Origin of the sequence: uncultured Granulicatella sp. (genome assembly GCF_963528315.1) — a bacterium.
GTDB lineage: Bacteria > Bacillota > Bacilli > Lactobacillales > Aerococcaceae > Granulicatella.
Window position 1 is genome coordinate 1 of record NZ_CAURVV010000006.1, and the last position, 20,458, is coordinate 20,458.

21 protein-coding genes and 1 pseudogene are annotated in these 20,458 nt (G+C 34.1%); 2 read left to right on the forward strand and 20 right to left on the reverse strand.

The genetic code is table 11. The features are described 5' to 3' along the window. Positions 1–55 precede the first annotated feature (55 nt). The 20 genes and pseudogenes from RYK07_RS02480 to RYK07_RS02575 form a co-directional block, all read right to left on the reverse strand. Complete coding sequence (locus RYK07_RS02480) at positions 56–1,207, reverse strand: MFS transporter (RefSeq protein WP_399546271.1); 1,152 nt, start codon at positions 1,205–1,207, stop codon at positions 56–58. A gap of 78 nt (positions 1,208–1,285) precedes the next feature. After that, positions 1,286–1,846, reverse strand: coding sequence for an anaerobic ribonucleoside-triphosphate reductase activating protein (gene nrdG / locus RYK07_RS02485; protein ID WP_314852235.1), 561 nt, complete (start codon positions 1,844–1,846; stop codon positions 1,286–1,288). Positions 1,847–1,857: 11 nt separating this feature from the next. Further along, complete coding sequence (gene nrdD, locus RYK07_RS02490) at positions 1,858–4,011, reverse strand: anaerobic ribonucleoside-triphosphate reductase (protein WP_314852323.1); 2,154 nt, start codon at positions 4,009–4,011, stop codon at positions 1,858–1,860. A gap of 235 nt (positions 4,012–4,246) precedes the next feature. After that, a pseudogene (locus tag RYK07_RS02495) lies at positions 4,247–5,215 on the reverse strand (metal ABC transporter substrate-binding protein); the annotation flags it as partial. Positions 5,216–5,228: 13 nt separating this feature from the next. Continuing rightward, the gene (locus tag RYK07_RS02500) at positions 5,229–5,339 is read right to left on the reverse strand and encodes a putative metal homeostasis protein (protein WP_314852237.1); all 111 of its coding nucleotides are present in this window, start codon (positions 5,337–5,339) and stop codon (positions 5,229–5,231) included. Between the two features lie 27 nt (positions 5,340–5,366). After that, on the reverse strand, positions 5,367–5,636 hold the full coding sequence (gene rpsN, locus RYK07_RS02505; RefSeq protein WP_314679207.1) for a 30S ribosomal protein S14: 270 nt from the start codon (positions 5,634–5,636) through the stop codon (positions 5,367–5,369). A gap of 155 nt (positions 5,637–5,791) precedes the next feature. Further along, positions 5,792–6,226: a F0F1 ATP synthase subunit epsilon gene (locus tag RYK07_RS02510; protein ID WP_314852238.1), complete on the reverse strand. Its 435-nt coding sequence runs from the start codon at positions 6,224–6,226 to the stop codon at positions 5,792–5,794. A 2-nt stretch (positions 6,227–6,228) separates the two neighbouring features. Next, positions 6,229–7,653: a F0F1 ATP synthase subunit beta gene (atpD, locus tag RYK07_RS02515; protein WP_314450740.1), complete on the reverse strand. Its 1,425-nt coding sequence runs from the start codon at positions 7,651–7,653 to the stop codon at positions 6,229–6,231. 20 nt (positions 7,654–7,673) lie between these two features. Beyond that, the gene (locus RYK07_RS02520; protein ID WP_314852240.1) at positions 7,674–8,606 is read right to left on the reverse strand and encodes a F0F1 ATP synthase subunit gamma; all 933 of its coding nucleotides are present in this window, start codon (positions 8,604–8,606) and stop codon (positions 7,674–7,676) included. Between the two features lie 34 nt (positions 8,607–8,640). Further along, positions 8,641–10,149, reverse strand: coding sequence for a F0F1 ATP synthase subunit alpha (atpA, locus tag RYK07_RS02525; RefSeq protein ID WP_314852242.1), 1,509 nt, complete (start codon positions 10,147–10,149; stop codon positions 8,641–8,643). A 4-nt stretch (positions 10,150–10,153) separates the two neighbouring features. After that, positions 10,154–10,696 carry an ATP synthase F1 subunit delta gene (gene atpH, locus RYK07_RS02530; RefSeq protein WP_314256403.1) on the reverse strand — a complete coding sequence of 181 codons (543 nt, stop codon included), beginning with the start codon at positions 10,694–10,696 and terminating at the stop codon, positions 10,154–10,156. Then, positions 10,696–11,196 carry a F0F1 ATP synthase subunit B gene (gene atpF, locus RYK07_RS02535; protein ID WP_314852243.1) on the reverse strand — a complete coding sequence of 167 codons (501 nt, stop codon included), beginning with the start codon at positions 11,194–11,196 and terminating at the stop codon, positions 10,696–10,698. Before atpF ends, atpH begins: the two co-directional genes overlap by 1 nt. Before the next feature lie 41 nt (positions 11,197–11,237). Next, positions 11,238–11,453 carry a F0F1 ATP synthase subunit C gene (atpE, locus tag RYK07_RS02540; protein WP_006703461.1) on the reverse strand — a complete coding sequence of 72 codons (216 nt, stop codon included), beginning with the start codon at positions 11,451–11,453 and terminating at the stop codon, positions 11,238–11,240. Positions 11,454–11,477: 24 nt separating this feature from the next. Then, positions 11,478–12,191: a F0F1 ATP synthase subunit A gene (atpB, locus tag RYK07_RS02545; protein ID WP_314852244.1), complete on the reverse strand. Its 714-nt coding sequence runs from the start codon at positions 12,189–12,191 to the stop codon at positions 11,478–11,480. A gap of 130 nt (positions 12,192–12,321) precedes the next feature. Then, positions 12,322–12,957 (reverse strand): uracil phosphoribosyltransferase, encoded by a 636-nt coding sequence (upp, locus tag RYK07_RS02550; RefSeq protein ID WP_006703459.1) that lies wholly within the window; start codon positions 12,955–12,957, stop codon positions 12,322–12,324. A gap of 156 nt (positions 12,958–13,113) precedes the next feature. Continuing rightward, positions 13,114–14,346: a serine hydroxymethyltransferase gene (glyA, locus tag RYK07_RS02555; protein WP_314852245.1), complete on the reverse strand. Its 1,233-nt coding sequence runs from the start codon at positions 14,344–14,346 to the stop codon at positions 13,114–13,116. A gap of 78 nt (positions 14,347–14,424) precedes the next feature. Then, positions 14,425–15,450, reverse strand: coding sequence for an L-threonylcarbamoyladenylate synthase (locus tag RYK07_RS02560; RefSeq protein ID WP_314852247.1), 1,026 nt, complete (start codon positions 15,448–15,450; stop codon positions 14,425–14,427). 1 nt (position 15,451) lies between these two features. Beyond that, on the reverse strand, positions 15,452–16,327 hold the full coding sequence (gene prmC, locus RYK07_RS02565; protein WP_314852248.1) for a peptide chain release factor N(5)-glutamine methyltransferase: 876 nt from the start codon (positions 16,325–16,327) through the stop codon (positions 15,452–15,454). Then, on the reverse strand, positions 16,314–17,393 hold the full coding sequence (gene prfA, locus RYK07_RS02570) for a peptide chain release factor 1 (protein ID WP_314110577.1): 1,080 nt from the start codon (positions 17,391–17,393) through the stop codon (positions 16,314–16,316). Before prfA ends, prmC begins: the two co-directional genes overlap by 14 nt. Positions 17,394–17,403: 10 nt before the next feature. Next, complete coding sequence (locus RYK07_RS02575; RefSeq protein WP_314852250.1) at positions 17,404–17,982, reverse strand: thymidine kinase; 579 nt, start codon at positions 17,980–17,982, stop codon at positions 17,404–17,406. 217 nt (positions 17,983–18,199) lie between these two features. On the opposite strand from RYK07_RS02575, the gene RYK07_RS02580 reads away from it, so the two are divergent. Next, on the forward strand, positions 18,200–19,543 hold the full coding sequence (locus RYK07_RS02580) for a Mur ligase family protein (RefSeq protein ID WP_314852252.1): 1,344 nt from the start codon (positions 18,200–18,202) through the stop codon (positions 19,541–19,543). Further along, a complete protein-coding gene (locus RYK07_RS02585; RefSeq protein WP_314852254.1) occupies positions 19,540–20,199 on the forward strand; it encodes an adenosylcobyric acid synthase in 660 nt (219 codons plus the stop codon). The genes RYK07_RS02580 and RYK07_RS02585 overlap by 4 nt, the downstream gene beginning before the upstream one ends. Positions 20,200–20,458: the final 259 nt, after the last annotated feature.

Sequence of the window (20,458 nt, forward strand, 5' to 3'; positions counted from 1 at the left end):
CAGAATTTTATAGTGCTTTCTTCTATTTTTGAGACTTTTTGCCCAGCCTCTTTTTCTAAAAATTATTTTTATATAAATACCATCCGCTAAACATTGCAACGATACTCATAAAGGCACTTACCATATAAAATGGAGCAATAAACGGATTCCAATTCAACCATTCAGGGAGTTTCGTCATAATAACCGGAGTCAAAATTACCCCAATATTCCCTCCAACTAACACAATACTAGTTGTTAAATTAATCTCTTCTTTTTCAAAAATTTTAGAAATAAAATAGAAAATATAAGACATCGTGCCTACAAAACTTACCCCAATTAAAACACTTGCTACATAATATAAAATGGTCTGTTTAAAGAAAATAAAGATTAAACTACCAATCACCATACTAAGTAGCATCATCGGCAATGTTAATTCTCCAACTTTTTTCAATAACATTCCAAAAATAAAGCCAGCAATCGTTCCACTTAAGGCTAAAATCGTTAATAAATTTCGAGATAGAGCTACTTCTAATTGATAATGCATTAAAATAAGTGATGGAATTTTAATCGTTAATCCCATATAACTCACTCCAACTACAAATGTAAGAAGTGTTAACATAACGGTCGCTAAACGAATGTTACCTTTTTTCTTAACACGTTGTTCTATTGGAGTATTTGGAACATATTGATAAAATAATAGGAAAATTGGAATCGCAATTAAATAAGTTAAAAATACCGTACGTTCACCAAACAGTAATAAGTAACCTGATAAAAATGTCGTTAGTGCTTTCCCAATATTTAAGAAAGCCGTTCTCATCCCAATCATGGTTGCTTTTTCATCCGATTCAAAAAAGTCACTCATCAAACTAATCGACAGAGAATTAAATAATCCAATCCCTGCTCCTAACAACATTCGACTAATCATCACTAATTTAAAATTCGTTAAAAAGGCTGGAAGAGGCCCAAAAATAATAATCAAACCAATTCCTAATAATACGGTATTCTTTTTTCCAATTTTATTCATGACAAGATTACTAATTAACACAAAAATCGTAATCATCATTGCTGGAATCGTCGCTAAACTTTCCACAGAAGCCAATCCTAGTTCTGAATTCATCCCATGGTAATACTCGTATAATTTAGGCAAAACAGGTGAGATGGCCAAATGAGACATTAATAATGTCGAAATACTCACTAATGAAAATTTTGAAATAGTTGATAACTTCATACACATAACTCCTAAAAAAACATTAGTATCTATTTTACTGAATGATGCTAAGAATCGTCAAGTGTCGGTAAAATTCTCCTATTCTCTTAATCCATCCCATAAAACAACTCGCCCGTTCTGTAAAGACTTTTGTACGTCAATAATTCTTTGATTCGAACTTCCTCTAAATTGCAATGTTAAATCTCTTTTTTTAATATCAAATCTTCCATCTACTAAAATATCGAGTTCTTGTAGCAACGCTTTTTTGTCAGGTGTTTCTAATTGTAACTCTTCCCAAGTATAGCCTGTCCATGACCAAATATCTTTAGAATGCCCATAAACACTTCGTAATTTACGAACAAGAGACAGACATACTTTCGTATTTAAAAAAGGTTCTCCACCTAACAAGGTCAATCCTTGGCAATAACTAGCGCCAATATCTTGAATAATTTGTTCTTCTAATTCTTCTGTATAAAGAATTCCTGTATTAAAATTTTGTGCTTTGATATTATAACAACCTTCACAGGCAAATAAACAGCCACTCACATATAAAGAACAACGCACACCTTCTCCATCTACAAAATTAAAAGGCTTATAACTAGCAATTTTTCCTTTAGAATATTGCTGACTTGTCCATTCCCCCGGTTTTGGAAACTTCATACCCAATCCTCCTAATTTCTTAGATTTCGTTCATTGGAGAGATGTTTAACCCGTGATTTAATTTCTTGATGTCTTCCGTGAACCATAGGGCGAGCTTGAGGATTTCCTAAGTAACCACAAGTTCGTTTAACAACATCACAAGTTTTCGGATTTCTATTTTTACAAATTGGACATTCAAATCCTTTTGCAGTTGGTTCAAACTCCCCTTCATACCCACATTCATAACAACAATCAATAGGTGTATTCGTTCCAAGATAACCTACTCTTTCATATGCATAATCCCAAACTGCTTCAAGCCCTTTTGGATTTTGTTTCATAACAGGATATTCGCAATAATGAATAAATCCACCTGAAGAATAAACGGGATAATCTTTTTCGAACTCAATTTTTTCAAATGGAGTTGGAGACTTTCTCACATCATAATGGAAACTATTTGTATAATATTCCTTATCTGTAATATCAGCTACATCTCCAAATTTTTCATGATCTAATCGACAAAAACGATCTGTTAAACTTTCACTTGGCGTTGCATATACACTAAAATGATAGTCATATTCATCCGACCATTCCTTTGTTTTCTCGCTCAATCGTTTCACAATATTTAAGGTAAAATCTTTTGCTTCTGGATTTGTTTCCCAACAATTTCCAAAAAAGACAGTAGTCGTTTCATATAAGCCAATATATCCAAGAGATACTGTTGCACGACGATGTTTGAATACTTCGTCTACTGGTTCATCATTCATCAATCGTTTTCCAAATGAACCATAGCGATATAAAATAGGCGCATTCGCTGATTTAGCCTCTTTACAGCGTTCTACACGGTACACTAATGCATCTTTACAGATTTGCAATTTTTCTTCTAAAATAGTCCAAAATTGCTCTTTGTTACCATCTGATTCTAATGCAATTCTTGGAAGGTTTAGGGTCACAACTCCTAAATTCATTCTTCCATCCGAAACATCTTCACCTTTTTCATTTTTCCAACCTTGTAAAAATGATCGACAACCCATCGGCACTTTAAAACTACCCGTAATTCGAACAATTTGTTCATAATTTAAAATATCTGGATACATTCTTTTGGTCGAACATTCTAATGCTAATGTTTTGATATCATAATTCGAATCCGTTTGTTCTAAATTCACACCACGTTTTAACGTAAAAATTAATTTAGGGAAAATGGCAGTTCTTTGTTCTTTCCCAATCCCTTTAATTCTTACTTTTAAAATCGCTTTTTGAATTTCTCGTTCAAATAATGACATCCCTAATCCAAATCCTAATGTTGTAAATGGGGTTTGACCTTGAGAAGTATAAAGCGTATTAATTTCATACTCTAAGGACTGCATGGCATCATAAATATCTTTTTTCGTTTTTTCTAATGCATATGCTTCTTGTTTTTCTTCTCCTTCTACCCATTTTTTAGCATCTTGTAAATGTTTTTCATAATTCAACTTTGCATAAGGTGCTAATACTTCATCAATACGATTAGCAGAACATCCTCCATATTGGCTTGAAGCAACATTCGCAATAATTTGCGCCATTTGAGCAGTAGCTGTTTGTATTGATTTAGGACTTTCGACATTCGCATTTCCAATTTTAAAGCCATGTTCAAACATTTCCTTAAAATCAATTAAACTACAATTCGTCATTGGTAAATAAGGATGATAATCTAAGTCATGATAATGAATATCCCCTTTTAAATGGGCATTTGCAACATGTGGAGGAAGCATTTTTAATCCGAAGGCTTTTCCTACCGTTCCAGCCATCAAATCTCGTTGCGTATTAAAGACTTCACTATCTTTATTTGCATTTTCATGAATAATACTCACATCTCTTTGACTCAATTTTGTTAATCGTTGAGTAACATCCATTTCTTTTTCTCTTTTTTTATCCCATTCAATTCGATTGGCAAGAAATTGATTCGCTAATACCGTTTCGCCTTCTTGTTTCAAACACTCTAGAATCACAGCTTCTATCTCTTCTGATTTGATTTCACTTTTTGCTAAACTTTCAATTTTTGATAAAACCGTATCCACTATACTATCTAATACTTCCTTTCGATTCATTGAAAGTTCACCATATAAACTTTTTTCAGCTCTTTCTAATCCGTGAAAGATTTTTTGACGATGGAATGTCTCTACTCTTTCATCTCTTTTCTTTACAAGCATTACACTCAAGCTCACTCCTCCTTTACTTTTTTATTACCTCCACTATCATACACCTACATATTGTGTTTTTCAACAAAAATCAAAACTATATATAGTATTTATTTCCGTAAAAAAACTTCTATAGAAACTCTCGTCTCTATAGAAGTTTAATCTAAAACTCTCTAAACTAATGAAGAAACTCACTAAAATCATACTCCCTACGAATTTCTTCATTTCAACTTAAAAAATTTTAATGCTCTGGCTTAATTTCTTTACCTGCTACGGTCGTTGTTTTCAATAAAGCCTGAAGATTTTCTTTCATGACTGAAATATAATCATCACCCTTATCCATTTCTTCTTTTGTTAAAGATTCTAATGGATTTAACACCTCTAACACTACTCCCGTTTCTGTGGCTAGAGTCTTCGCAATTTTTTCTGATGCATTTTCTTCAAAATAAATATAACGAATTTCATTTTCTTTAATATACTTCGTTAATTCAGCTAGACGAGCGGGTGAAGGTTCTGCTTCTGGAGAAATTCCTGCAATTCCCACTTGATTCAAACCATAATCTGTCGCTAAATATCTAAACGCTGTATGTTGTGTCACAAAATTCTTTTGCTTCGCATCTTTTAAAGCTGTTGTGTACTCATTATCTAACTGCGATAATTTTTCTAAATATGCTTGTGCATTTGTTTTAAATGCAGATGCTTTTTCAGGAAATGCTTCGCTTAATTGAGCTGTAATTTTTTCAACTAATAATTTTGCTTTTTTAGGAGATAACCATACATGTGGATCAAACTCATGTTCATGTTCGTCATGATGTTCTTCACCTTCGTGATCATGGTCGTCTTCAATTGGCAATAACTCCATATCTTTTGTTGCTTTAATTTCTTTAACTTTTGAATCTGTTAAACTCTTCATCACTGTTGGAACCCAAGTTTCCATATTTTCATTATCATAAACTAAAGCATCTGATTGTGAGATTTTTGCAATATCTTTTGCAGTTGGATCATATTCATGCGGTTCAGTTCCAGCTCCAATTAATAAAGAAACTTCTCCTTCGTCTCCAACAATATTTCTAGTGAAATCATACATTGGGAAAAATGTTGTCATAATATTTAATTTAGATTCTTTTTGAGGTTTTGTAGAAGTAGTTGGTTGTGAACAAGCTCCTAATAAGAATGCCGCTCCTAAAACTGCTACAATTTTTTTACTTACTTTCATGATTTTACTCCTCTTATTTTTTCTTTCCACGTTTCGATTCATGAATTAATTTTAACGCACGTTTACGAGTTTTAATATTTGGACTTTTCATTTGTCTATATGCTGTTGCTAAATCTTGTTTCATTTCTTTCCCTCCATTACTTTCTTTGAATTACCAGCTTGCTTTTACAACACCTGGAATTAAGCCTTTATGAGCTAAATCACGGAATTTAATTCTTGAGATTCCGAATTTTCTCATATAAGCTCTTGGTCGACCATCAACTTTATCTCTATTTTTTACACGATTTGGATTTGAATTAATCGGTAATTTACGAAGAGCTTCATAATCTCCTGCTTGTTTTAATTCATATCTAAGTTGTGCATATTTTTCTACTAATGCTAATTGTTTTTCGTGTTTAGCAATTTTTGACTTTTTAGCCATTTGTTCTCCTCTTTTCGTTTTTACTTTTTCTTAAATCGTAACATTTACGTTTTATGATTATAGCAGTTCTTTTTTTATTTTGCAATAGGTATTTTATGTTTTTTCACAGAAAATGAAAAAAACTGTTGGCATAATACCAACAGTTTTCATTTTCATTATTGTTTTAATCGACGATGTTTTGAAACACCAATACGGTTAATCGCTTTGTTCAATGCAATTTTCGCACGTTCTACTTCACTCTTAGAACACTCTTTATTTTGAATAATTGCTTCTGCTTTATCACGCGCTTGTTCTGCACGACCCACGTCAATATCACGTGCACGTTCAGCAACATTGGCAATAACCGTTACGACATTATCACGTACTTCCATAATTCCGCCACCGATTGCAATATAATCAGTAGGAGAATCTTCTAAGAAACGTTTTACTCGTAATTCACCAATTTTTAACGGTAACATGATAGGAGCATGGTTTGGAAGAATCGTAATTCCCCCATCAATAGCTTCTGCACTAACCGAATAAGAGCGGTGATTATAAACTTTTCCTTCTGGAGTCGTTACGACGACTAAAAGTTCTCGATTTTCAAGCATGATTAATTACCTCCTCGGTAACCTGCCGCTTGTGCTTTTTTAAGAACATCTTCAATCGGTCCAACATTACGGAATAAGTCTTCTGGAATATCATCATATTCCCCATCAATAATTCCTTTAAATCCACGTACTGTATCTTTAATAGGAACATATGAACCTGGTTGACCTGTAAATGCTTCTGCAACGTGGAAGTTTTGAGATAAGAAGAATTGAATTCTTCTTGCACGGTTTACAATAATCTTTTCACTATCAGATAATTCATCAATCCCTAAAATAGCGATAATATCTTGTAATTCACGATAACGTTGTAACATTTGTTGAACTTTCATAGCTACTTCATAGTGTTCTTCTCCTACAATATCAGGAGTTAAAGCACTTGAAGTTGAAGCTAATGGATCCACCGCTGGGTAAATCCCTTGTTCTGTTAAACGACGCTCTAAGTTCGTTGTTGCATCTAAATGGGCAAATGTTGTAGCTGGCGCTGGGTCAGTATAGTCATCGGCAGGAACGTAGATTGCTTGAATGGATGTAATAGATCCATCTTTTGTTGAACTAATACGTTCTTGTAATTGTCCCATTTCAGTTGCTAATGTTGGTTGATACCCTACCGCTGAAGGCATACGACCTAATAGGGCAGATACTTCTGAACCGGCTTGAGTAAAACGATAAATATTATCAATGAATAATAATACATCTTGTTTTTGCTCATCACGGAAGTGTTCAGCAATTGTTAACCCTGTTAAAGCAACACGCATACGAGCTCCTGGTGGTTCATTCATTTGTCCAAATACCATGGCAGTTTTAGCAGATACACCTGACTCTTGCATTTCATGGTAAAGGTCATTCCCTTCACGAGTACGTTCTCCAACACCCGTAAATACAGAAATACCACCTAATTCTTCAGCAATGTTATGAATTAATTCTTGGATTAATACCGTCTTACCTACTCCGGCACCTCCGAATAATCCAATTTTACCACCTTTTAAGTAAGGTGCTAATAAGTCAATAACTTTAATACCTGTTTGTAAAATTTCGTATTGGCTACTTAATTGTTCAAATTTAGGCGCTGGTTTATGAATTTCATCACGTCTAAAATCTTCAGGAAATTTCTCCCCTAAATCAATTGTATCCCCTAATACATTAAATACACGTCCTAAAGTTTCTGTTCCAACTGGAACACTAATTGTACGTCCTAAATCAATAACTTTCATACCTCGTTGAAGACCATCAGTTGATTCCATGGCAATTGTACGTACAGCACCATCCCCTAATTCAACAGCTGTTTCAAGCGTAATTGTTTTTTTATGCCCTTCGCCATCTTCTTTAATAACATGTAAGGCATTATGAATATCAGGTACGCCTTCTTCTAAAGGAAATACAACGTCCACAACTGGTCCAACAACTTGTAAAATTTCTCCAGTTCTCAAAAAATTTCCTCCTTTCACTCTTACTGTTCTTCTAGAGCTGCTGCTCCACCAACGATTTCAGTTATTTCTTGTGTAATTTGTGCTTGACGACGTTGGTTTAAATCTTGTGTCAAATCACTAATTAAGTCTCTCGCATTATCCGTTGCACTTCTCATTGCTGTCATACGTGAAGCATGTTCAGCTGCTTTTGCATCGATAATCGCCCCATAAATAAGAGATTCTGCATATTGAGGCAATAATGTTTCCATAATAATTTCTTTATTTGGCTCAAAAATATAATCTAACTCATATTCTTTTGCTTCATCTTCATCTAAGTCAATAATCGGTAACATTTTTTCAACACGATAATTGGATAATAATGCATTCACATGGTGATTATAACAAACATAAAATTCATCAAATTCACCTTGTCTAAACATTTGCACCGCACTACTTACAATTTTACGTACTTCTTCAAATGATGGAATATCACTGACATCATTGATTTCTAAACGAACATCAATTCCCATCTTTTTAAAGAAGCGACTTGCAGCTCCACCAATTGTTAAAATCACATACTCATCTTTTGAATCATGATCCGTTTGCAACATCTCACGAGTTGCTTGGAAAATAGAAGAATTATAACTTCCGGCTAAACCTTGATCTGAAGAAATGACTAAATACCCTGTTTTTTTCACAGGTCTTTCGATTAATAAATCATGATAATCAATAAATGATTCTTCTTCCTTTGAATCAATTTCTTCATCCGTATCTTCTACTTTCACATTTTGTTCAGCATATAATAAATGCGTTACAACTTCACGAATTTTTTCAGCATAATCATGATAACGGCGAACGGCTTGTTCAGACTTAGCTAGTTTTGAAGCAGAAACCATTTGCATAGCACTTGTAATTTGACTTGTTTTTTTCGTTGAAATAATTCGCTTCTTCAAGTCGTTTAATGAAGACGCCATACAATTCACCTCTTCTTTCTAGTTCGCATTACTTTTAACGTTCGTATAGATGAATTTGTTTAAACTTGTCAATAACTTGATAGAAAGCTTCTTCATCTGGAATTTTTTCTTCATCACGAATACTTGCTAAAATGTCAGCATGTTCATTTTCTAAATGATGATACAATGCTTTTTCGAAATCTTTCAATCTTTCAATTGGAATAGAATCTAAGACTCCATGTGTTAATGCAAATAAAATTGATACTTGATGTTCAATTGGTAATGGTCTATGAACATCTTGTTTTAATACTTCTACGGTTCTCTTACCACGATTTAATTTTTGTTGAGTTGCCGCATCTAAATCAGAACCAAATTGTGTGAAGGCTTCTAATTCACGGTAACTTGCTAAATCAATACGTAATGTACCTGAAACTTTTTTCATCGCTTTAATTTGAGCAGATCCCCCTACACGTGATACAGATAATCCGGCAGATAGACCTGGACGAACACCTGAATAGAATAAATCACTTTCTAAGAAGATTTGACCATCTGTAATAGAAATTACGTTAGTAGGAATATAAGCAGAAATGTCTCCCGCTTGAGTTTCAATAATTGGTAAGGCTGTTAATGAACCGCCACCTAATTCATCATTTAACTTCGCTGAACGTTCTAATAAACGAGAGTGTAAATAGAATACATCCCCTGGATACGCTTCACGACCTGGAGGACGACGAAGTAATAATGAAATTTCACGGTAAGCTGCCGCTTGTTTTGATAAATCATCATAAACAATTAACACATCTTTTCCGTTATACATAAATTCTTCTCCCATTGCAGTTCCTGCATAAGGAGCAATATAGAGCATTGGAGCTGGTTGTGAAGCACTAGCAGATACAACTGTTGTATAATCCATTGCTCCATAACGTTTTAATGTTTCTACTAAAGCTTTTACAGTAGATTCTTTTTGCCCAATTGCAACATAAATACATAAAGTATCTTTACCTTTTTGGTTCAAAATTGCATCGATGGCAATACTTGTTTTACCTGTTTTTCTATCTCCGATAATTAATTCCCTTTGACCTTTACCAATTGGAACTAATGCATCGATTACTTTTAATCCAGTGGCTAATGATTGGTGCACACTTTTACGTTGCATTACACCAGGTGCTTCATTTTCTACTGGACGACGTTTTGTTGTTTCAAGAGCTCCTAAGCCATCAATTGGACGACCTAAAGCATCCACAACACGACCAATCAAAGCATCTCCAACAGGAACGTCTAAAATACGACCTGTACGACGCACTGATTCTCCTTCATGGATATTTTCATAAGTACCAAAGATAATAACACCAACATCATTTTTCTCTAGATTTTGTGCCATACCATAAGTACCATTTGCAAATTCTACTAATTCACCAGCCATGACATTGGTAAGACCGATGACACGAGCAATTCCGTCCCCAATAAATGAAACTTCACCAATTTCTTCAATGTGTTGTTCCGCTTCAAAGGAATTAATTTGGTTGCGGATTCCTGCTGTGATATTACCGAATTCCGTATCCATTGTCTCACCCCTTCAATCCTGTTTGACTAATTTTCTTTTTAAACTGTTCAAGTTTATATAATAATGTTCCGTCTAATAAATATTCTTTTGTCTTTAATTTCACTCCACCAATTACGCTTGAATCAACCGTATTTACAAATGAATCATACTCTTTTCTCATTTTCTTTTGAAAAGCTTCTGCAATACGATTCATTTGTTCTTCTGTTAGTGGAACTGCTGAAATCATTTCAAGTCGATTCGCTGAATAAATATCAAGAAAAGCTTCGATTGCTTCAATTAGATAAGCAGATTTATCAGGATGTAAATAAGATTTTAAATAATCTTGTGTACTTTGCGATAAATTCGAAACAGCTTCTTGTAATAATGCCATTTTTTCTTCAACGGATACTTGTTCTAAATGCATTAATTGACGAAAGCGTGCAGTATTTTGAATTCCGTCTAATACTTCTTGTAATTCTTCTGTAACTGTTTTTAAATTCCCGTCATATTTGACTTGACCATAAAAATGACTGGCTGCTTTGACTACTTCTTTATGAAATTTCACCATCAGCTTTCCAACCCTTCAATAAAGGATTCAATCACATCTTGATGTGTCTGCTCAGTCAATTCTTTATTTAAAATTTGGCTTGCAAGTTGTACAGATAAATCTACAATTTGATCTTGCATTTGCGCCAAAGCACGTTGTTTCATGGAATCTACTTCACGTTGTCCATCTAGTTTCATTCTAGATACGACATCTCGTCCTTCTTTAATCATTTCATCTTGCATTTTTGAAGCTGCTTCTCTAGTCGTATTTAAAATTTCTTGACCTTTTACTTCTGCATTATGAATAATTTCTTTTGCATTTGCTTGAATTTCTTCAGCTGCTTTACGTTTCTTTTCAGCTTCATCTAAATCTTTACTAATTTTTTGACGACGAGCTTCTAACATCGCTTCAATTTTATCCCAAGCAAAATATTTTACTAAAAATAGTAATAAAATAATTGAAATTAAGACAACAAGTGTATCTCCAAGAACAGTGCTAACTGTTAACATATACTGAAACATCCATCATCCCTCCTTTTCAACAAATTTATCGAATAAACTGATTATTTGATGAAAACTAGGATTAAAGCGATTAATACTGCGAAGATAGGCATCGCTTCGATTAAGGCTACCCCAACGAACATTGTTGAACGTAATTCATTGCTCATTTCTGGTTGGCGTGTCATTGATTCAATTGTTTTTACGATAACTGCTTGGTTACCAAAAGCGGCTGCTAAAGCTGCCCCTGCTACTGCGATTGCTGCTGCTAATTCTGTCATAAGTTAATTCCTCATTTCTAAAAATTATTCGTGTTCTACTTTATGTGCAATGTACACCATTGTTAATGTACAAAATACATAGGCTTGAATTGCTCCGATAACTACAGAAAATCCTTGCCAAACAATTCCTAATGGAATTGCAAAAATATATGTTAAGATTCCGAAACTGGATGAGAACATCACAATTAATCCTAACAATACTTCACCTGCATAAATATTTCCGTAAAGACGGAATGCAAGTGTAATTGTATTTGTAAACTCTTCAATTAATTTAATCGGTAACATTAAAGACATTGGACTCAAATAAGAGTTTTTAATATAGCCTTTAAATCCCATTTTTTGAACACCAGAATAGTGTGCAATTAATGTCGTCATCAATGATAACGCCAAACACACAACTGGACTTGCCGTTGGAGAAGCAAAATAACTATGTTCTCCATAATGGAAATAAATGACCAAACCGACCATATTGGCGATTAAAATAAATGAGAAGAGTGAAAATACATATAAGTAATATGACTTGCCCGTTTCTTCATCTACTGCACTGTTTACAATCCCTTTTGTGAAATCCATCAGAGATTCAAAAACATTTTGCATCTTTCCTGGTTTCATAGAAACATTTCTAGAAGATACAATTGAAAAAATTGTTACTACTAATAATGTTACGAGACAAGAAAGTAAGATTGGAACTGAAAAAGACAAACCAAAAAATTCTATCGTTTTTGGTAAAGCTTCCATAATTCATACTCCCTTACTTATTCCAAATAAAAAACTGACAATTTTCACTTATCGCATGCATTGCTTAAACGGTGATTATTGTCAGATTTCATGGCAATAGTCAGACGCATAAGCGTGACTACTATTTTTTTTATTTGGTTCCAAATAGGCGATCACCAGCATCGCCCAATCCTGGAAGGATATAGCCGTTTTCATTTAATCGCTCATCTAATGCCGCAGCATAAATGTCAATTTCTGGATGTGCATCTTGAAGAACTTTTACTCCTTCAGGTGCCGCTACAAGACAACAAAACTTAATCGAATTTGGTTGCGCTCCACGTTTTAGTAACGCATCAATCGCAGCCACCGCCGAACCTCCAGTAGCTAACATTGGGTCAACTACAAATAATTGTCTTTCAGAAATATCTGAAGGCAATTTAACGAAATACTCAACAGGTTGCAATGTATCATGATCACGGTACATTCCGACATGTCCAATTTTGGCAGCTGGAATTAATTCTAAAATTCCGTCAACCATTCCTAAACCAGCACGTAAAATAGGAATAATGGCAACTTTTTTACCAGCTAAAGTCTTCAATGTTGTTTTCACTAAAGGTGTTTCAATCTCCACATCCTCTAATGGCAAATCTCTCGAAACTTCATATGCCATTAACATTGAAATTTCATTTACAACCTCACGAAAGACTTTTGTTCCACAATCTTTTTGTCGAATCATCGTTAATTTATGTTGGATTAACGGATGATCTAACACATGAAAATTACCCATCTTGCTTGCCCCTTCCATAATATATTTTCACTATTTGTTATTCTACAAAAAAAACAATCAAAATACTAGTATATAAATAGGAAAAAAAGAGTTTTTTCCTTAAAATTTCATTAAGAAAATAGTGTTTTCATTATTAATGTGACTGATTACATTGTGTTATTCATATAATGGAAATTGTTTTGTCAATTCTTGTACAGATTGACGAATTTCGTCTAATTTCCCTTCATCAGTTGAATGGGCTAGTGTTTCTACAATTAATTTTGCTACTTTTTTCGCTGCTTCTTTATCAAAGCCACGAGTAGTAATAGCTGCTGTCCCTACACGAATACCACTTGTTTTCATTGGTGGCAATGGATCAAATGGAATAGCATTTTTATTCACTGTAATTCCTACACTATCTAATAATTCTTGAGCTTCTTTTCCGTTCAAACCAGTAGAAGTAATATCTAATAATAATAGATGATTATCTGTTCCACCAGAAATTGGGCGAACACCACTTTCATTAAAGACTTCCGCCATTGCTTTTGCATTTTCAACGACATGTTCGATATACTCTCCAAATGCTGGTTGAAGTGCTTCATAGAAGGCAACTGCTTTAGCTGCAATTACATGTTCTAATGGTCCCCCTTGGATACCTGGGAAAATGGCACTATTAATTTTTTTCGCAAATTCTTGTTTCGCTAAAATTAAGCCACCTCTTGGTCCTCGTAATGTTTTATGTGTTGTTGAAGTCACAACATCTGCATATGGTACTGGATTTTGGTGTGCTCCTTTTGCAACTAAACCTGCAATATGCGCCATATCTACCATGAAGTAAGCATCAATACTTTTTGCGATTTCACTAATACGTTTGAAATCAATTTCTCTTGGATAGGCAGACGCACCTGCAACAATTAGTTTTGGACGTTCTGTTTTAGCAATTTCTTCTAAGGCATCATAATCAATCATTTCTGTTTCCGGATTCAATCCATACGCAATAAAATCATAATCTTGACCAGAGAAGTTAACTCCCATTCCATGGGTTAAATGACCGCCATGACTTAAATCCATTCCTAAAATTTTATCCCCTTTTGAAACAAGCGTTCGATAGGCTGCCATATTCGCTTGAGAACCAGAATGGGGTTGAACATTAGCATATTCCGCTCCAAATAATTCTTTTACACGGTCGATTGCTAATTGTTCAATTACATCGATATATTCACATCCACCATAATAACGGCGATTTGGGTAACCTTCAGCATATTTATTCGTTAAAATGCTACCTTGCGCTCTTAATACGGCAGGTGAAACGAAGTTTTCTGAAGCAATTAATTCAATCCCATTCTTTTGTCGCTGGGCTTCTTTTCCAATTGCCTCAAATACTAGTGTGTCTTCTTTAAACTGTGTCATTAGCTTCACTCCTTTTCTTCAATAGAATTATTCTAACATAGTTTGTCAGTATCCTCAAAATTAGTAGCTTCTCTTTTTCTATAGTTCTTTTTTTATAACACTAGATGCTTTTTCTAAGCGATTCATATACGCCAACCCCGCACCTTCTTTAACACTTGCCTGCGCTAAAATAATAGTCGCATCGGTATGATCTAACGAGCGCAAAGCATTAAATAAATGATGATTCATATCTGCAAGAGAATCTTTTTTACCTAATGAATAAGACTCTTTCACTTTAGAGCTCACTACATCTAAAATATCAGTCGTTGCCATCACTGCAACTTGTTCACCTTGTTTTTGATATTCTTCAATAAGTGAATGCCAAAACTCTAAAGAACCTTCCACCACAACGACTGGGGTAGTTGGAGCATAGTGGCGATATTTCATTCCCGGTGATTTAGGCGTTACTTTTTCCCCGGTTGTTGTTTTCATATAGTCCACTAATGGTCCAATAATTGGTTCTATTTCTTCTTTTGTAATGACTCCAGGACGTAGAATAACGGGACCTTCTTCATTCGTTAAATCAATTACTGTAGATTCAACACCGACACTTGTATCTCCACCATCTACGATACCCGCAATTCTTCCGTCCATATCTTCCACCACATGTTCGACTCTTGTCGGGCTAGGCTTTGTCGATTGATTAGCACTTGGTCCAACTAATGGAATTCCAACTTGTTCAATTAATGATAATGTCAACTCATGATTTGGCATTCTAAACGATACAGTCGGTAGTCCTGCTGATAACGCTGGTGCATAAATACCAGGTTTCGCTTTTAAAATCATCGTTAATGGTCCTGGCCAAAAATGTTTTGCTAATAATTTCGCACTTTCTGGAAATTCTTCAACAGTATTGATGACTTGGTCTACAGAATGAACATGAACAATTAATGGATTATCGCTCGGTCTTCCCTTTGCTTCAAATACTTTTAAGACCGCCTCTTGGCTTGTTGCAATCGCTCCTAATCCATACACCGTTTCTGTTGGGAAAGCGACAACTTCTCCTTCTTTCAATAAAGTAGCTGCTTGATTTAATGTTTCCTGATGAAAAATTTGTGTTTTCATGTTACTTCCTCCTTCCTACAATAATCATTCGGTCATTTCCTGATAAATCTTTATGAACACTGACTTCTCTATTCAGACAATAATGTTTAAATAATTGTTGAACAACTTTCCCTTGCTGGAACCCAATTTCAAAAAAGGCTTGCCCTTCTTCTAATAAATAATTTTCCAAATTTTGGGCAATATTACGATAAATCGCTAATCCTTCATCTTCAGCAAAAAGAGCTACTTCTGGTTCAAAGCGTAAAACTGATTCATCCATCACATTTTTTTCTGAAACATCAATATAAGGTGGATTACTAATCATACATACAAATTTTTGAGGAGAAACTTCTTGAAATACATCGCTTAAATATAAAGAAACATTTTCTAACTCGTATTTCTCTTGATTTTTCTTAGCAACTTCAAGCGCTCCTTCAGAAATATCCACACCTTGATAAGAAAAGTCCGGACATTCTAAAGCTAATGTATGAATGATACAACCTGTTCCTACTCCAATTTCTAATACTTTTCCACTCGACTGTTCAGATAAAAAAGCAATGATTTTTTCAACTAATTCTTCTGTCTCAGGTCTTGGAATTAAAGTATCGGGACTCACAATAAATTCACGCCCATAAAATTCTGCTTGCTTTGTAATATATTGCAATGGTTCAAAATTTGATAAACGGATGATTAGTGGTTCCATTTGATCCCATAATCCAACTACTGCAGGCTGGTTCAAATGAATAAGCAACTCTGTCATTGTCCAATCATTCAAATATAAACTTAATTGACGAGCATACCAGTCACAATCTTCTTTTGAAAAAGACGGTTGTCTTTCTTGTAAAAAACAAGAAGCCCTAACTAGGACTTCCTGATTCGTTGGATTAGTTATTTCCATTATTTAATTGCTCCAATTTTTCAGTGTGATCGTATAAAATTAATGCATCAACAATTTCATCAATTTTTCCTGCAAGAACTTGGTCTAATTTTTGTAACGTTAATCCAATACGGTGATCTGTCACACGGTTTTGAGGGAAATTGTATGTACGAATACGTTCTGAACGATCCCCAGTACCAACGGCAGATTTTCTATTAGCATCATATTCTGATTGAGCTTCTTGAGAGATTTTATCGTATACACGAGCACGTAATACTTTCATCGCTTTCTCTCTGTTTTTTAATTGAGAACGTTCATCTTGCATCGCTACGACAATACCTGTTGGTAAGTGAGTTAAACGAACGGCAGAAGCTGTTTTATTAACGTGTTGTCCACCCGCACCAGAAGCATGATAAATATCCACACGAATATCTTTATCTTCTAATTCGATTTCTACTTCTTCTGCTTCAGGCATAACTACAACTGTTGCAGTTGATGTATGCACACGACCTTGTGATTCAGTTGAAGGAACACGTTGTACACGGTGAGCTCCTGATTCATATTTTAATTTAGAGAATACATTATCCCCTGTAATCATTAAAATAACTTCTTTATAGCCACCAATACCTGTAATGTTAGCATCCATTACTTCTACACGCCAACCTTGAGATTCCGCATATTTTTGGTACATTGCTAATAAATCTCCCGCAAATAATGCTGCTTCATCTCCACCGGCAGCTCCACGAATTTCCATAATAATGTTTTTGCCATCATTTGGATCTTCTGGTAATAATAAGAATTTAATTTTTTCTTCTAATTCTACTTTTTCTTTTTTAAGAGAAGCTAATTCTTCTTTAGCCATTTCAGCCATTTCGCTATCTAAGCCTTCTCCTAGCATTTCTTCAGTATCGCCAATTTCTTCCACTACTTGTTGATAACGTTTAAAAGTTTCAACTTTTGGACGCAAATTAGACTCTTCTTTTGTTAATTCCATAAAACGTTTTGTATCGCTAATGACATCTGGGTCACTTAATAACTCAGATAACTCATCATATCGAATAATAAAACTATCTAATTGATCAAACATAATTTCCTCCTTAAGCTCTTTCTTCACCTGGGTGTGAATAGTGATAACGACAAACAGGATAATACGATTCATTCCCGCCAATTTGAATTTGTTCACCTGTATAAACAGGTTTTCCATCTACGACACGCATATTCATACTTGCCTTTTTATGGCAGTACCAGCAAATCGTTTTAATTTCCTCAATTTTATCAGCATATAATAATAAATATTTAGAACCGGTAAATAATTCATTTTGGAAATCATTTTTCAATCCAAAAGCCATTACTGGAATATCCAAAATATCTACAATATGCGCTAAATCTAAAATATGTTCTCTACTTAAAAATTGAGATTCATCAATTAAAATACAAGCAGGTTTCACCTCTTGTTCTTTTACAATAGCAATAATATCTGTTTCATCATAAATTGGAATTGCTTGTCTTCGAATTCCGATACGACTAGAAACATATCCTACTTCATCACGGTCATCGATTGCACTAGTAAATAATAATACAGATTTATTTTGTTCTTCATAATTATGAGCAACTTTTAAAATTTCAATCGACTTTCCACTATTCATTGCACCGTATTTAAAAAATAATTGTGCCACAATTTTAACCTCCTGACACTTTTATATACCTTTAACATCTTACGATAATATCGAGAGTTGTGCAACGAAAAACTGTTAAAAATCATTATGAACTTTTTCATATAATTCCAAACAAATTCTTATTCATTTCTTAATAAGAAAAGAAGCGAATTGTATTCCTTTTCAGTCATTTTATGCTACAATGAAAAAGAATATTTTTTGAAAGGATGCACGTTTCGTGAATATACGTACCAAATTTGCCATTGAAGCGGGAAAATTGACTCGCTGGGCACTTAAAACTTTTACAAATGGTGGAAGTAGTTTCCCAGGAAAAGTAGCTCATGCTATTGATCCACATATTTTAAAACATTTATCAGATCATTATGAAGTCATTATTGTTAGTGGAACAAACGGAAAGACTTTAACGACATCATTAATCGTTCAATTATTAAAACAAAAATATCCAAATATTTTAACGAATCCAACTGGAGCAAATTTAACACAAGGAATTGTTTCTACATTCTTAAATCATACTCCTGTTAAAGGTAAAAAAAATATTGCTGTATTAGAAGTTGACGAAGCAACGATTAAACATATTACACCATTTATTCAACCAAAATTATTCGTATTTACAAATATTTTCCGTGATCAAATGGATCGCTTTGGTGAAATTTATACAACTTACCAATATATGTTAGATGGTGCAAGCTTCGCTCCTGAAGCTACTATTTTATCAAATGGAGATGCACCAATTTTTAATAGCGATACTCTTCCAAATCCAAGACTGTATTTTGGATTCAATCATACAGAAGATGGTCACTATCAAGCTCATTACAATACAGATGGAATTTTATGTCCACATTGCCATTCCATTTTACAGTATAACTTTATTACGTATAGTAATTTAGGAAAATATTACTGTCCTAACGGAGATTTCAAACGTCCTGAATTAGACTATGCCGTGACAGAATTAACAGAATTATCTCTAACAAAATCTTCTTTTAAAATTGATGGATTTGATTTTTCACTTCCAATTGGTGGACTATACAACATCTATAATGCCCTAAGTGCTTATGCTACAGCTAGATTTTTCGGCTTAACTCCTGAAGAAATTCAAGCAGGATTTGGACAAGCTCAAAGAGTCTTCGGTCGTCAAGAAACCTTTACACTAGAAGATAAAGAAGTCATGATTAACTTAATTAAAAATCCAGTAGGATTTAACCAAATCGTCCAACTACTTGGCTATGAAAAAGATGAATTTTCACTTGCTGTTTTATTAAACGATAACTACGCAGATGGACAAGATATTAGTTGGATTTGGGATGGTGAGTTTGAAGAACTTGCAAAACTTACACCAAAACAAACCTATATTGGAGGAATTCGAGTAGACGACTTAGAAACTCGAATGGAAGTTGCAGGATTTACAACGCTCACAAAAACAGAAAATAATGATGATTTAATTGAAAAATTAAAATCAGTACCAACGAAAAAAATCAATATTTTAGCAACTTATACGGCATTATTACAACTCCGTAAAGACTTAGCTAAACATGGTTACTTGAAAGAAGGAATGACTTCATGAAAATAAGAATTTGTCATTTATACGGAAACTTAATGAATACTTATGGAGATAACGGAAATCTACTCATGCTCCAACATCGTGCCAAAAAATTAGGCTATGAAGTTGAAACAACATTGATTAGTTTAGGCGATCGATTCAATCCTGATGACTTTGACATCGTGATGTTTGGCGGTGGACAAGACTATGAACAAACTATCGTGGCTAAAGACTTACAATCTAAAAAAGATGCCTTAATCCATTTCATCGAAGACGATGGAGTTGTATTAGGGATTTGCGGTGGCTTCCAATTATTAGGACGTTACTACATCAATGCAGCCGGTGAAAAATTAGATGGAATTGGCGCAATTGACTGCTATACAAATGGACAATTTGACCACCGATTTATCGGAGATATTACAATTTACGATGAAGAAACAGGAGAAACATATGTTGGTTACGAAAACCACATCGGAAGAACTTATCTCTGCAAAAATCTTAAACCATTAGGTACTGTCACTAGTGGAAATGGAAATAATGATGAGGACAAAACAGAAGGAGTACATTACAGAAATGTCTTCTGCTCTTACTTCCATGGACCACTGCTCGTTCGAAATCAACATCTCGCTGATCGTATGATTGAATTAGCAGCACAACGACAATTAAGTAAACAAAAGTAAGAATAAAATAAAGAAGCATAGAAATGTTTGAGATTCATTTCTGTGCTTCTTTTTGTTTGTGTTATAATTAGTATAGGCATAAGAAAGGGAGTATAACAAATGAAACAGAACAATAGATTTAGAGATATCGTAATACCTTTGTTAATATTAAGCTTACTAGTCTTCGCTGTTCTATTTGACGGAGAATATACGAAGCTTGCTCTTTCTATTAGCGTCATTTACTTAATGTACTTTAAAAAGGATCGCAAAAAGTAAACAC

Bases quoted from the DNA above. Each gene is read 5' to 3' on its own strand.
- atpF (WP_314852243.1), bottom strand. From the start codon at position 11,196: ATGTTTCAGTATATGTTAACAGTTAGCACTGTTCTTGGAGATACACTT.
- atpE (WP_006703461.1), bottom strand. From the start codon at position 11,453: ATGACAGAATTAGCAGCAGCAATCGCAGTAGCAGGGGCAGCTTTAGCA.
- RYK07_RS02520 (WP_314852240.1), bottom strand. From the start codon at position 8,606: ATGGCGTCTTCATTAAACGACTTGAAGAAGCGAATTATTTCAACGAAA.
- RYK07_RS02585 (WP_314852254.1), top strand. From the start codon at position 19,540: ATGAAAATAAGAATTTGTCATTTATACGGAAACTTAATGAATACTTAT.
- nrdD (WP_314852323.1), bottom strand. From the start codon at position 4,011: ATGCTTGTAAAGAAAAGAGATGAAAGAGTAGAGACATTCCATCGTCAA.
- prfA (WP_314110577.1), bottom strand. From the start codon at position 17,393: ATGTTTGATCAATTAGATAGTTTTATTATTCGATATGATGAGTTATCT.
- atpB (WP_314852244.1), bottom strand. From the start codon at position 12,191: ATGGAAGCTTTACCAAAAACGATAGAATTTTTTGGTTTGTCTTTTTCA.
- rpsN (WP_314679207.1), bottom strand. From the start codon at position 5,636: ATGGCTAAAAAGTCAAAAATTGCTAAACACGAAAAACAATTAGCATTA.
- upp (WP_006703459.1), bottom strand. From the start codon at position 12,957: ATGGGTAATTTTCATGTGTTAGATCATCCGTTAATCCAACATAAATTA.
- glyA (WP_314852245.1), bottom strand. From the start codon at position 14,346: ATGACACAGTTTAAAGAAGACACACTAGTATTTGAGGCAATTGGAAAA.
- nrdG (WP_314852235.1), bottom strand. From the start codon at position 1,846: ATGAAGTTTCCAAAACCGGGGGAATGGACAAGTCAGCAATATTCTAAA.
- atpA (WP_314852242.1), bottom strand. From the start codon at position 10,149: ATGGATACGGAATTCGGTAATATCACAGCAGGAATCCGCAACCAAATT.
- prmC (WP_314852248.1), bottom strand. From the start codon at position 16,327: ATGGAAATAACTAATCCAACGAATCAGGAAGTCCTAGTTAGGGCTTCT.
- RYK07_RS02560 (WP_314852247.1), bottom strand. From the start codon at position 15,450: ATGAAAACACAAATTTTTCATCAGGAAACATTAAATCAAGCAGCTACT.
- atpH (WP_314256403.1), bottom strand. From the start codon at position 10,696: ATGGTGAAATTTCATAAAGAAGTAGTCAAAGCAGCCAGTCATTTTTAT.
- RYK07_RS02510 (WP_314852238.1), bottom strand. From the start codon at position 6,226: ATGCTTGAAAATCGAGAACTTTTAGTCGTCGTAACGACTCCAGAAGGA.
- RYK07_RS02480 (WP_399546271.1), bottom strand. From the start codon at position 1,207: ATGAAGTTATCAACTATTTCAAAATTTTCATTAGTGAGTATTTCGACA.
- RYK07_RS02500 (WP_314852237.1), bottom strand. From the start codon at position 5,339: ATGAAACAAGATTTAGCAACAGCATATAGACAAATGAAAAGTCCAAAT.